Consider the following 12,434-nt stretch of genomic DNA (forward strand, 5'->3'; position numbering starts at 1 on the left):
CCTCACATGGCTCCTTCGATCGTTGCGCCCGCGGGCATGCCGGTGAAGGGCAGGATGCGGGCACCGTCGGCGGTCATGTGGATGCTCAGCCGGCCGTCCTCGCCGAGCGTCGCCTCCATCAGCGTCTGGCGGCGCTGCGTCGCTGGCGCGATGCGGATGCGGGTCGCGGAGCCGGTCTTCTCGGCGGTGAGCGCAAGCGCGGGGACCGCGGTGGCAGTGCCGCCACTCTTGGCGGTGCAGGTGCCAGGCTCGGTGGTGAGCTTGCCGTCGATCGCCTGATCGCCGCCGCCGATCGCGATCCGGGCGAACTGCAGCTGCATCACCAGATCGCAGGTGAAGGGAAGATTGGGCTGGAGCGCCTGAAGGACCGAGCTATGCGCGCTGCCGCTGACGTCGTCGAGCACCGTGCGGCCGAACCGCGTCAGCCCGCGGCCGCCCATGTCGGTGTCGGGGCCGGTCGCCTTCCAGTCAACGGCAAAGGCGAGGCTGGTGAGCGAGCGCAGCGGCGCCCAGCTCCATTCGAACTTGCTGCCGCCGGCAACGCCGACCTCGCCATTCCACACGGTGCCGGCGACGCCGGTGCGCCACGGCCGGTTCTTGAGGAACACGCTGGCGGGCATCGTCGCGAACATCGCCAGCGCATAAGCGGCTATGCCCAGCACGACGAAGACGGTAAGACGCCGCCGTGCCGACCAAGATGCCAATCCGGACACCGGCGTTTCATCGCCGCGATGTGTTGAAATCAGGCCTGTTGCTGCCGCCGGCATTGCTTGCGAGTCCCTCTGTTCTGGCCGTTTCCGTGCAGGACAAGAAGCCCAAGCGCGACAAGCGGCAAGTGGCGATGCTGCTGCCGCTGTCCGGGCCGCGCGCCGCGCTGGGCCTTAGCATGCGGCAGGCGGCGTTGCTTGCGGATTCTGGACCGGAAATCACCGCCTATGACACCGGCGGGACGGCGGCGGGAGCCGCGCTGGCGGCGCGCAATGCGCTGAAGGCCAAATCCGCGATGATCCTGGGGCCGGTGACCGCCGAGGAAATGACCGCGGCGGCCCGCGAGGTCGCGGGGCGCGTGCCGGTGGTCGCATTCAGCAACAATTCGGTGGTTCGGGCGCCCGGCAGCTGGGTGTTCGGCATCACGCCCAGCCAGGTGACCAGCGCGATCCTGCGCTATGCCCGGTCGCGCGGGATCAGGAATGTCGTGGTGATCGACGACGCATCGCCCTGGAGCGCCGCAGCGGCGCTGGCCGCGGGCAAGGTGCAGGGCGAGGTCGGGATCGATGTTCGGGTGCTGACTGTGACCGAAGGACAGCCCCTGCCGGTAGCCGGCGACGCGCCCGACGCAGTGCTGCTGCCGGGCAGTGGCGAAGCGGTTCTGGCGGCGGCGCGCAACCTCAAGGAGACCGGCATCCAGTTGCTCGGCACGGTGCAGGCGCTGGATCACCGGCCGGCGGCGCTCGAGGTGCTGAACGGTGCATGGCTCGCCAGTCCCGATCCGGCGGCGTTCGGGCGGTTCGCTGGCGAGTATCGCGCGCGGCATGGCGGCGATCCCGGCGCGCTGGCGGCGCTGGCCTATGACGCAGGCGGGATCGTCAAGGTGCTGAGGGGCAAGGGCGAGATCAGCGAGAAGGCGCTGCTCGCCGAGACGAGCTATCCCTGCGTGACCGGCAACGCCCGGTTCCGCAGCGACGGCAGCGTTGCGCGTGAACTCGCGATCCTGCTCGCCGGGCCGCAGGGCTATGAGCCTGTCGCGGTGAGCCTGGGCGCGTGACGATGCCTGCCGAGCGGCACCGGCCCGCTCCCCCGCCCGGCCGCCCAGCGGCAGCATCATGTGGGTGGCCGGGCGGGGGAGCGGGCCGGTGCGGTCCTTCAGACAAGGACTCGGGATTCACGCTCCTCGAACTCATCATCTCGCTTGGCCTGTTCGCGCTGATCGCGGTGGCGGGGCTGGGGTTGCTCGACAGCGTGCTGAACGTGCAGGGGCGAACCGAGGAGCGGCTGAATCGGCTGTCCGATCTGCAGCGCGCGATGTTCGTGGTGCAGAGCGACCTCGACCAGATCACCCGAGGCGCCGTTTCGGGCGGCGACGGCGGCATAGCCTTTACCCGGATCGCCGGGGGGCAGGGCGGGCCGCCGATGCCGGTGCGCTATGACGCAGCCCAAGGCGCGCTGGTCCGGTCAGCACCGCAGCCGCAGCTGTTGCTGCAGGGGGTGGCTGGAGCCAGATGGCGCTTTCGCGATGAAGACCGCTGGGTGGATCGCTGGCCGGTGAACGAGCAGCGCAAGGACGAATGGCCGCGCGCCGTTTCGCTCGAGATGCAGATCGCCGGAGTACAGGGCCCCCAGGGCGCTTTGCGCCGTGTCGTCGTGCTGCCCGATCAGCCGAGGGACAAGTGATGCGGCGCGATCGCGACGAACAGGGCATGATCCTGGTCAATGTGCTGATGTTCGTGGCGATCGCGAGCGGGCTGGTGCTGCTGATGATCAGCCGCGAGGAACTCGCGCTCGACCGGTCGCTGCGCGGGCGCGAGGCGGCGCGGGCGGCGGCGATCGTGCGCGGCGGAGAGCTTTCGGCGATCAGCGCGCTGCGGAAGGACGCCAAGGAGGCGCCGGACGCCGACCATGCGGGCGAGCGCTGGGCATCGATCGGGGCAAAGGGCGTCTCGATCGACGGAGGCAGCTTCGACCTGGCGGTGAGCGATGCGGAGGGGCGCTTCAACGTCAATTCGTTGCGCAGCGGGGAGGTCGCCTCCGTGCTGCTGTTCCAGAAGCTCGCGGCGATCGCGGGGCTTGACGAAGCGCAGGTGACGGAGGCGATCGCCTATGTCCGCGGGCAGGGGCCGGTGACCGATGTTCGGCCGATCCGGCTGCTGCCCGGCGTGGCGCAGGACGCCGTCGCGCGGCTGGAACGGATGGTGACCGCATTGCCGGGCAATACGCAGGTCAACCTCAATACGGCCGATCAGGAACTGCTTGCGATCCTGTTCGATGACCCGGTGGTCGCCGAACGGCTGGTCGCGATCCGCAAGCGCAACGGGCAGATCACGCTACGCGACCTTTCGGAGCAGAAGGTGCGCCAGCCCCCGGGGACCTCGTTCCAGTCGAACACCTTCTGGGTGCGGGTGCGAGCGACAATCGGCGGAACCGCGCAGGATGGTGCGACGCTGATCCAGCGCAAGCGCGACGACCGCGGCTCGGTCGAGGTGCTGCCGGTGGCACGCTGGCGCAATGCCGCCGTCCCGCCTGAGGCACCGCTGGCGGGCGGCTGAAGGCGGCAAGAGTTTCAATAGTCACACTGCCGCGCGCGCGAGCGGCGGTGCAGCTTGACAGAGTTGACGCGATTGCGGGGTTTCGCGGCGCATATCACTGCGGGCTCGACGGTTCGAAGGGCGTGGGGCAGGCCGACGCCAAGACCGGATCGCGTGAAATCCGACATGGGAAGCGATCAGTCCCTTGAAATCTATGATATACTATATCATCTGCGCTGCTCAAGGCTTGGAGTGGCGTGATGCGGACGACGATCGGCAAGTGGTTTGACGGATTTGCAGTGGGCGCTTCGGCATTGTGCCTGATCCACTGCCTTGCGCTTCCGCTGCTGATCGCGGCGCTTCCCGCCATCGCCAGCCGGTTCGATCCGGGTGAGGGGTTCCATCTTGGCGTATTGCTGTTCGCAATCCCGACCAGTGCATTCGCGTTGATCGAGGGGTGGCGGCGGCATCGCGGGGTGGCTCCGTTGTTCGTGGGAAGCGCAGGCCTGGCGTTGCTGGCCCTGGGGCTGGCCTTCGAGAGCTGGGTCGCGGTCGAGACGGGCGTGACGGTTGCCGGCAGCGTGTTGCTCGCCGGAGCGCATATCGTGAACTGGCGGCGGCGGGTAGCAGCCTAGACTGTTGCGGGTCGCCCGGGCAGCGTGCGACGTACCGGCCAGAGCGCGGCAACAACCAGCATCGCACCGACCAGCGCATAGGGCAGGCCATTGTCGATCGTGAGATCGTGGTGCCCGCCAGCGGCCCGGTGATGAACCCGAGCCCCTGCGCGGCTGCGACCGGGCCCGCCGCGGCGCCCTGTTCATGGCGCTAGACCGAATTGGTACCGGGCGAAGCCGATTACTGGAGCGATCGGCCCGGCCAGCACGACGAAGAACATATGGGTCTCAACGGCGCATCAGGCGAACGGGCGGCGTTGGACGGATGCGAGGCCGGCTCGATTGGCCGTGGTCGGTGGAAGGCGGGCAGATGGCTCCAGGCCTACGAAGCCACGGCTGCTTGACGTCGAGACCGTTCGATGCGGATATCGGCGTGGCGGCCAGATAGAATGCAAGTTAAATGCTGGCGGCAAACTTCCGGGACGTACGGCGCGAGAATGATCGGGGGGATCGTGGCGGAATGAATCACCTTTATCTCGTGCTGCTGCTCACGTTTCAGTCAGCAACACCTCCGGTTATCTCGCCTACGCCGGTGCTCCCTCCCGACACCAAGGCGGTGTTTCGCGCGAACGACTCGCCGGCCTGCGCCAGTTGGCGTGACGCGCGCGCGGGCAAGGGCGAGAATGCCGACCTGTTCGTCGCCTATTACCGGACCTGGGTGCTTGGTTACATTACGGGGTTCAATATGATCGGGCCGGATCAGACCGGCGACCTGCTCGGCACTGCGACGCGCGAGGAGGTCTATGGTGCCATCGACGGCTATTGTACCCGCAATCCGTCGCGGATGGTGGTCGATGCGATGCGACCGGTCATTACCGCAATCATTCGACGGCGGGAAATTCCAGCGACCGCCCAATGGAATACCAACAGAAAGGCGATGGTTGTCGCAGCATATAGCTGTCGCGACTGGATCGACGCGCGCGAGAACAGGATTCTGCGACTGACCTATGTCACCCTGCTGCACGGCCACATTACCGCGTACAACCAGTGGGGGCCGGACCCGTTGGGAGATGCGATCGGGGTCGCGGATGACCCATTGACGGAGAATGTCATCGACAAATGGTGTAGCGAAAACCCGAAGACCTTGCTGGTCGAGGCTGTGCAGCCGCTTATCGATCATGTCGCCAAGGAACGGGTGGCCGGCCGGTTGTCGCCGGGAGGGGTTCGCCCGGTGGACAAGTTCAGCGACGGGCGGCCATAGGGCTCGAAAGATCGGTGTGACGATCGGGGTGTCGAACGCTGGCGATGTCACCCCGGCCTTCTACCGGGGTGACTTGAACGGTCGGCCTACAGAATCCCCGGCAGATCCAGCCCCATTTCGGTCGCGCAGTTCTTTGCGATCTCATAGCCCGCATCGGCGTGGCGCATCACGCCGGTAGCCGGGTCGTTCCAGAGGACACGCTCGAGCCGCTTGGCGGCTTCGGGGGTGCCGTCGGCGACGATGACCATGCCAGAATGCTGCGAATAGCCCATGCCGACGCCGCCGCCATGGTGGAGCGAGACCCAGGTCGCGCCCGACGCGGTATTGAGCAGCGCGTTGAGCAGCGGCCAGTCGGACACGGCGTCCGAGCCGTCCATCATCGCTTCGGTCTCGCGGTTGGGACTTGCGACCGAGCCGCTGTCGAGGTGATCGCGGCCGATGACGATCGGGGCTTCGAGCTCGCCCGATGCGACCATCTCGTTGAAGGCAAGGGCGAGGCGGTGGCGGTCGCCGAGACCGACCCAGCAGATGCGCGCGGGCAGGCCCTGGAACGCGATGCGCTCCTTCGCCATGTCGAGCCAGTTGTGGAGGTGGTGGTTGCCTGGGAGCAGTTCCTTCACCTTCCGGTCGGTCTTCCAGATGTCCTCCGGGTTGCCCGACAGCGCGGCCCAGCGGAACGGGCCGATGCCGCGGCAGAACAGCGGGCGGATATAGGCCGGGACGAAACCGGGGAAGGCGAAGGCGTTCTCGACGCCCTCATCCTTGGCGACCTGACGGATGTTGTTGCCGTAATCGAGCGTCGGGATCCCCATCTCATGGAAGTCGAGCATCGCACGGACATGCGTGGCCATCGAGGCGCGCGCCGCCTTCTCGACCTCGTGCGGGGCGGTCTCGCGCTTGGTGAACCACTCGTCGAGCGTCCAGCCGGCGGGAAGGTAGCCGTTGACCGGATCGTGGGCGCTGGTCTGGTCGGTGACGATGTCGGGACGGATACCGCGACGGACCAGTTCGGGCAGCACTTCGGCGGCGTTGCCGAGAAGGCCGACCGAGACCGGCTTGTCCGAGGTGCGAATGATCTCAAGCGCTTCGTCGATGCTGTTGGCGGCGCGATCGAGGTAGCGGGTCTTGAGCCGCATCTCGATCCGGCTCGGCTGGCACTCGACCGCGAGGCATGAGGCGCCGGCCATGGTGGCGGCGAGCGGCTGCGCGCCGCCCATGCCGCCAAGGCCGGCGGTGAGGACCCATTTGCCCGACAGGTCGCCGCCATAATGCTGGCGGCCGGCCTCGACAAAGGTCTCGTAAGTGCCCTGAACGATGCCCTGGGTGCCGATATAGATCCAGCTGCCCGCGGTCATCTGGCCGTACATCGCCAGCCCCTTGCGATCGAGCTCGTTGAAATGCTCCCAGGTCGCCCAATGCGGCACGAGGTTGGAGTTGGCGATGAGCACACGCGGGGCGTCGGCATGGGTGCGGAACACGCCGACCGGCTTGCCCGACTGGACCAGCAGCGTCTGGTCGGCGTCGAGCGCGCGCAGCGCGTCGACGATGCGGTCATAGCTCTGCCAGTCGCGCGCAGCGCGGCCGATACCGCCATAGACGACGAGCGATTCCGGCGCCTCGGCGACGTCGGCGTCGAGGTTGTTCATCAACATCCGTAGCGGCGCTTCGGTGAGCCAGCTTTTGGCGGACAGTTCGGTGCCGGTGGGGGCCTTGATGTGACGGCTATTGTCGGTGCGGTTGGTCATGGCGCTGGTCATTTTGGGGCTTTCGCGAAGTCGATGGCTGCGGAGAGGATCGGGCGAAGGACGGACTGGCAGGCTTGCGCCGTTTCCTCGTGCCAAGGCGGAGGCCAATGGGCGGGGGTCTCGACAAGATAGGTGCGCATCGCCAGCTCCATCTGGATGCTGTGCACGCCGCCGGCCGGCCGGGCATAGTGACGGGTGATCCAGCCGCCCTTGAAGCGGCCGTTGGTGACGCGGCTGTACGGGCTGGCGTCGCAGATCGCCTCGACCGCCTGTGTCAGTGCGGGCGCGCAGGAGGTGCCGTCATTGGTGCCGATGTTGAAGTTGGGCAGCTCGCCGTCGAACAGCTTGGGGACGACGCTGCGGATCGAATGGGCGTCATAGACCACGATCGCGGGGTGGATCGCGCGCAGCCGCTCGATCTGGATGGCGAGCGCGGTGTGATAGGGATCGAACCATTCGGCGCGTCGGCGTTCGATCTCATGCGCGTCCGGCAGCGCGCCGGGCTCGTAGAGCGGGGTGCCGTCGAAGGTCTGGATCGGGCAGAGGCCGGTGGTGAACTGGCCGGGATAGAGGGTTTGGCCGCTGGGGTCGCGGTTCACGTCGATCACCGTGCGCGAAACGGTGGTGCGGACGATCGTCGCGTCGAGCCCGCGCGCGAAGGCGTAGAGATGATCGACGTACAGGTCCGCGTCGTACCGGGCGAGCTCGGGCGAGACGAGACCCTGGATATCCGCCGGAATGACCGTACCCGCATGGGGAACGCTGACGATCAGCGGAGCGCTGCCCTGTTCGACATGGATCATCGCTCGATCCCCGGAAGATACGGACCCAGCATCCCGCCGGCGACCAGCGCGGTGGCAGCGGCCATGTCGGGGGCGAAGTGGCGGTCGTCCTCAAGATGCGGGACTTGATTGCGCAGCAGGCTTCGGGCGGCTTCGAGCGGTTCGCTGGAGGTGAGCGGAGCGTGGAAGTCGCAGCCCTGCGCCGCCGCGAGATATTCGATGCCCAACACATTGGCCAGGTTCGCGGCCATCTCCATCAGGCGGCGCGCGCCATGCCCGGCCATCGAGACATGGTCTTCCTGATTGGCGCTGGTCGGGATCGAATCGACGCTGGCGGGGTGCGCGCGCTGCTTGTTCTCGCTCACCAATGCCGCCGCAGTGACCTGCGGGATCATGAAGCCCGAATTGAGGCCGGGACGCGGAGTGAGGAAGGCGGGGAGCCCTGACAGCGCGGGATCGACCAGCATCGCGATGCGCCGTTCGGACAGGCTGCCGATCTCGCACAATGCCATGGCGAGCATGTCGGCGGCGAAGGCGACCGGCTCGGCGTGGAAGTTGCCGCCGGACAGCGCCTCACCGGTATCGGGGAAGATCAGCGGATTGTCGGTGACGCCGTTCGCCTCGATCGCGAGCGTGGCAGCGGCCTGACGGATCAGGTCGAGGCACGCGCCCATCACCTGAGGCTGGCAGCGCAGGCAATAGGGGTCCTGCACCCGCTCGTCGCCCTCGCGGTGCGAGGCGCGGATCGCCGAGCCGGACATGAGGCCGGCAAGCGCATCGGCGACCTCGATCTGGCCGCGATGGCCGCGGACCTGATGGATGCGCGGATCGAACGGCGTGTCGGAGCCCTTGGCCGCCTCGGTCGAGAGCGCGCCGGTGACCAGCGCGGCGCGGAACAGCCGCTCGGTCTCGAACAGCGCGGCAAGGGCATAGGCGGTGCTGAACTGGGTGCCGTTGAGAAGGGCGAGGCCCTCCTTGGGACCGAGGGTGAGCGGGGCGAGCACGTCGCGCGCCGGGCGGACGACGCCGTCGACCAGCACCTCGCCGGTGCCGATCATCGCGGCGGCGAGATGGGCGAGCGGGGCGAGGTCGCCGCTGGCACCGACCGAGCCCTGCGACGGGATGATCGGGGTGATGCCGCGGTCGAGCATGTCCTGCAGCATCGCGATCGTCGCAGGGCGGACGCCGCTATGACCCTGCGCGAGGCTGGCGAGCTTCAATGCGATCATCAGGCGGACGACCGGGGCGGGCATCGGGGCGCCGACGCCGGCGGCGTGGCTGAGTACGATGTTGCGCTGGAGCGTCTCCAGATCCTCGTCGCCGATCCGGACCGAGGCCAGTTTCCCGAAGCCGGTGTTGATGCCGTAAACCGGCTCGTGCCGGGCGAGGATCGCCTCCACTGCATCGGCGCTGGCCTGGATCTTGTCACGGCACGACGGGTCGAGCGGCGCGGCCTCGCCGCGATAGATGGCGTTCCAGGTCGAGAGCGGGGTGTAGCCGGGAGTGATCATGTGCCTGCGTAAATCCGGGAATGGAGGGGGTTGGCGCCGATGCGGTAGACCAGCTCGGCAAGGTCGGTGACGTTCCAGATGGCGAGGTCTGCCGGCCCGCCGGGTTCTAGCGTGCCGGTCCGGAGGCCGAGCGCGCGCGCGCCGTTGACGGTGATGCCGCGCAGACATTCGGTGACGGTCAGGCGGAAGAAGGTCGCGCCCATGTTCGCGGCGAGCAGGATCGAGGCCATTGGCGATGTGCCGGGGTTGCAGTCAGTCGCGAGGGCGATCGGGACGCCGGCGGCACGCAGGGCGGCGATGGGCGGGCGGTGCTCCTCACGGGTGAAGTAGAAGGCGCCGGGAAGAAGTGTGGCGACGGTGCCGCTGGCGGCCATTGCGGCGATGCCCGCCTCGTCGAGATGCTCGAGATGGTCGGCGGAGAGGGCATTGTGGTGCGCGGCGAGCGCGGCGCCATGGAGGTTGGAGAGCTGCTCGGCATGGAGCTTGACGGGCAGGCCATGGGCGACGGCGGCGGCGAGGACGCGGTCGGTCTGTTCGGGCGAGAAGCCGATGCCCTCGCAGAACGCGTCGACGGCATCGGCATGGCCGATAGCGGCGGGGATGATCGTCTCGCAGACCAGATCGACATAGCCATCGGCATCGCCCTTATATTCGGGCGGGACGGCGTGGGCGGCGAGCAGGGTGGTGCGGATGTGGACGTTGCGTGCTTCGCCGAGGCTGCGCGCGGCGCGAAGCATCTTGAGCTCGTCGTCGAGGGTGAGGCCATAGCCCGACTTGATCTCGACCGTGGTGACACCCTCCGCGATCAGCTGATCGAGTCGGGGCAGGGCGCTGGCGATCAGCTCGTCTTCGCTCGCGGCGCGAGTCGCGGTGACGGTGGAGAGAATGCCGCCGCCGGCGCGGGCGATCTCCTCATAGGTCGCGCCTTCGAGCCGCGCCTCGAACTCCCTGGCGCGGTTGCCGGCATGGACGAGATGGGTGTGGCAATCGACCAGCCCGGGCGTGATCCAGCGGCCCTGGCAATCGACGATCTCGGCGGCGTCGGGGGCGTCCGAGTCGGGGCCGATATAGCTGATCGTGCCGCCGGTCGCGGCGATCGCGCCCTGTTCGACAATGCCCAGCCCGTCGCCCGTCATCGTCGCCAGACGGGCATTGCGCCAGAGTGTGTCCGCGGGAATCGCCATGCGCTTATGGTTGGACAAGCGCGTTAATATGTCTAGACATAATCGGCATGAACCTGTGGTTTGAATCCGCGCTGCTCGAAAATGGCTGGTCCGAACGCGTGCGGCTGACGCTGGCGGACGGGCAGATCGAGACGGTCGAGGCCGGGGTCGATCCGGAGGCGGGCGACGAGCGGCACTTCGTGGCGCTTCCGGGCATTCCCAATGTCCACAGCCATGCCTTCCAGCGCGCGATGGCCGGGTTGGCCGAGGCGCGCGGGCGCGCCGATGATGATTTCTGGTCGTGGCGCGAGCTGATGTACCGCTTCGTCGGGCGGATCGGGCCTGAGGAGTGCGAAGCGATCGCGGCGCTGGCCTATGCCGAGATGCTGGAGAGTGGATTCACTCGAGTCGGCGAATTCCATTATCTGCATCACACGCCGGGCGGAGGGCGCTACGACGACGTTGCCGAGATGTCGGGGAGGATCGCGGCGGCGGCGGCAGCTACGGGGATCGCCCTGACGCTGCTGCCGGTCTTCTACGCGCATGGCGGGTTCGGCGGTCAGCCGGCGGGGACGGCGCAGGCGCGGTTCCTCAACGATGTCGATGGTTTTGCCGCGCTGGTCGAGCGTGCCGGGGCGACGCTGGCGTCGGACGGGGTGATCGGGATCGCGCCGCACAGCCTGCGCGCGGCGACGCCCGGGGAATTGCGCGCGCTGCTGGCTATGGCGGATCGCGGCCCGGTGCACATCCATATCGCCGAGCAGGTCAAGGAAGTGGCGGATTGCGTGGCGTGGAGCGGGAAGCGGCCGGTGCGCTGGCTGCTCGACAACATGCCGGTCGATGCGCGCTGGACCCTGGTGCACGCGACTCATGTCGAGCCGGGCGAGGTCGCCGGCATCGCCGCCAGCGGCGCGGTGGCGGGATTGTGCCCGATTACCGAGGCGAATCTGGGCGATGGGGTGTTTCCCGCGGCCGAGTTCATGGCATTGGGCGGCATGATCGGGATCGGAAGCGATTCGAACGTGCGGATCGACGCGGCGGAGGAGTTGCGGCTGCTGGAATATGGCCAGCGGCTGACCCGGCGCGCCCGCAATGTGCTGGCGGGCGGGGATCGCCCGGCGACGGGCGCCCGCATGTTCGCGGCGGCGGTGGCTGGCGGCGGGCGGTCGCTGGGCGTCGAAACGGGCCTCGCGGCGGGGCGGCCAGCGGATATCGTGTCGTTGAACCGTGACGATCCCGCCTTTGCCGAGCGCAAGGGCGATGCGCTGGTCGACAGCTGGGTCTTTGCGAGCCGGGCCGGCGTGGATTGCGTGTGGCGCGGCGGGGCGAAGCAGGTCGCGGGCGGACGCCATCGGGATCGCGACGCGATCGAGGCGCGCTATCGCGTGGCGCTGAACAGGCTGATGGCGTGAGCATCGAAGCGCGTATCCGCAACGATATCGAGACTCGCATCCGCTCGGGCGAATGGGCACCGGGTATGCGCGTGCCGACCGAGCATGAGCTGGTCTCGACCTATCGCTGCGCCCGCGCGACCGCGAACAAGGCGCTGAGCCGGTTGGCGCGCGAGGGGCTGATCGAGCGCCGTCGGCGCGCGGGCAGCTTTGTCGCGCGGCCGCAGATCCGCACGGCGGTGGTCGGTGTACCCGATATCGGCGCGCTGATCGAAGCGCGGGGTGAGCCCTATCGTTGGGAGTTGCTATCGGTCGAACTGCAACGCCGCGCCCCCGAGGGCTTTCCTGCACGCGCCGGCGGATGCTGGCTGGCGCTGAGCGGCGTGCATCATGCGGGCAAGACCCCGTTCGGCTGGGAGGAGCGCTGGCTCGACCTGGCGGTGGCGCCGGGCGCCGAGGATGCGGATTTCGCCGCCAATGCGCCGGGCGCGTGGCTGCTGGCCAATGTGCCCTGGACCGAGGCGCGGCACCGGATCGGCGCGGTCGGCGCGGAACCGGTCGCGGCGAAGGAGCTGGGCATCGTCGCGGGCGCGCCGTGCCTGCAGATCGAGCGCTGGACGTGGCGGGGCAAGGAGCCCGTCACCTCTGCGCGGCAGGTGTTCCCGGCGGATCATTATCAACTGGTCGAAGATTTCACCCCAAGGGGCTAGCGAACCCGGCTATAG

General features: G+C 68.2%; 12 protein-coding genes. 7 read left to right on the plus strand and 5 right to left on the minus strand.

Annotated elements, in window-relative coordinates:
- Positions 1-2 precede the first annotated feature (2 nt).
- Positions 3-713: a type II secretion system protein N gene (gene gspN / locus BDW16_RS19515; protein ID WP_241910313.1), complete on the minus strand. Its 711-nt coding sequence runs from the start codon at positions 711-713 to the stop codon at positions 3-5.
- A gap of 86 nt (positions 714-799) precedes the next feature.
- Here gspN and BDW16_RS19520 point away from each other — a divergent pair, with 86 nt between their 5' ends.
- The 5 genes from BDW16_RS19520 (at position 800) to BDW16_RS19540 (ending at position 5,117) form a co-directional block, all read left to right on the plus strand.
- A complete protein-coding gene (locus tag BDW16_RS19520) occupies positions 800-1,765 on the plus strand; it encodes a penicillin-binding protein activator (RefSeq protein ID WP_241230597.1) in 966 nt (321 codons plus the stop codon).
- Positions 1,766-1,767: 2 nt separating this feature from the next.
- Positions 1,768-2,391, plus strand: coding sequence for a type II secretion system protein GspJ (locus BDW16_RS19525; protein ID WP_083954390.1), 624 nt, complete (start codon positions 1,768-1,770; stop codon positions 2,389-2,391).
- The gene (locus BDW16_RS19530; RefSeq protein WP_066580549.1) at positions 2,391-3,263 is read left to right on the plus strand and encodes a type II secretion system minor pseudopilin; all 873 of its coding nucleotides are present in this window, start codon (positions 2,391-2,393) and stop codon (positions 3,261-3,263) included. The genes BDW16_RS19525 and BDW16_RS19530 overlap by 1 nt, the downstream gene beginning before the upstream one ends.
- Before the next feature lie 239 nt (positions 3,264-3,502).
- The gene (locus BDW16_RS19535; protein WP_066580551.1) at positions 3,503-3,877 is read left to right on the plus strand and encodes a MerC domain-containing protein; all 375 of its coding nucleotides are present in this window, start codon (positions 3,503-3,505) and stop codon (positions 3,875-3,877) included.
- Positions 3,878-4,316: 439 nt separating this feature from the next.
- A complete protein-coding gene (locus BDW16_RS19540) occupies positions 4,317-5,117 on the plus strand; it encodes a hypothetical protein (RefSeq protein WP_125958862.1) in 801 nt (266 codons plus the stop codon).
- A gap of 86 nt (positions 5,118-5,203) precedes the next feature.
- Here the strand turns inward: BDW16_RS19540 and hutU are convergent, their stop codons facing one another.
- From hutU to hutI, 4 genes are read right to left on the minus strand one after another with little or no spacing between them, the layout of a single operon-like run.
- The gene (hutU, locus tag BDW16_RS19545; RefSeq protein WP_066580632.1) at positions 5,204-6,862 is read right to left on the minus strand and encodes a urocanate hydratase; all 1,659 of its coding nucleotides are present in this window, start codon (positions 6,860-6,862) and stop codon (positions 5,204-5,206) included.
- An 8-nt stretch (positions 6,863-6,870) separates the two neighbouring features.
- Positions 6,871-7,665, minus strand: coding sequence for an N-formylglutamate deformylase (gene hutG / locus BDW16_RS19550; protein WP_066580556.1), 795 nt, complete (start codon positions 7,663-7,665; stop codon positions 6,871-6,873).
- A complete protein-coding gene (hutH, locus tag BDW16_RS19555; RefSeq protein ID WP_066580557.1) occupies positions 7,662-9,155 on the minus strand; it encodes a histidine ammonia-lyase in 1,494 nt (497 codons plus the stop codon). The genes hutG and hutH overlap by 4 nt, the downstream gene beginning before the upstream one ends.
- Entirely contained in the window at positions 9,152-10,333 is a 1,182-nt protein-coding gene (gene hutI / locus BDW16_RS19560) for an imidazolonepropionase (protein WP_100362893.1), read from the minus strand. The genes hutH and hutI overlap by 4 nt, the downstream gene beginning before the upstream one ends.
- A gap of 53 nt (positions 10,334-10,386) precedes the next feature.
- Between hutI and BDW16_RS19565 the strand changes: the two genes are divergently transcribed.
- Positions 10,387-11,730 carry a formimidoylglutamate deiminase gene (locus BDW16_RS19565; RefSeq protein ID WP_066580563.1) on the plus strand — a complete coding sequence of 448 codons (1,344 nt, stop codon included), beginning with the start codon at positions 10,387-10,389 and terminating at the stop codon, positions 11,728-11,730.
- A complete protein-coding gene (locus tag BDW16_RS19570) occupies positions 11,727-12,419 on the plus strand; it encodes a UTRA domain-containing protein (RefSeq protein ID WP_066580565.1) in 693 nt (230 codons plus the stop codon). The genes BDW16_RS19565 and BDW16_RS19570 overlap by 4 nt, the downstream gene beginning before the upstream one ends.
- The last annotated feature ends 15 nt before the right edge of the window (positions 12,420-12,434 follow it).

The sequence above is a fragment of the Sphingomonas koreensis genome (genome assembly GCF_002797435.1).
Lineage (GTDB): Bacteria > Pseudomonadota > Alphaproteobacteria > Sphingomonadales > Sphingomonadaceae > Sphingomonas > Sphingomonas koreensis.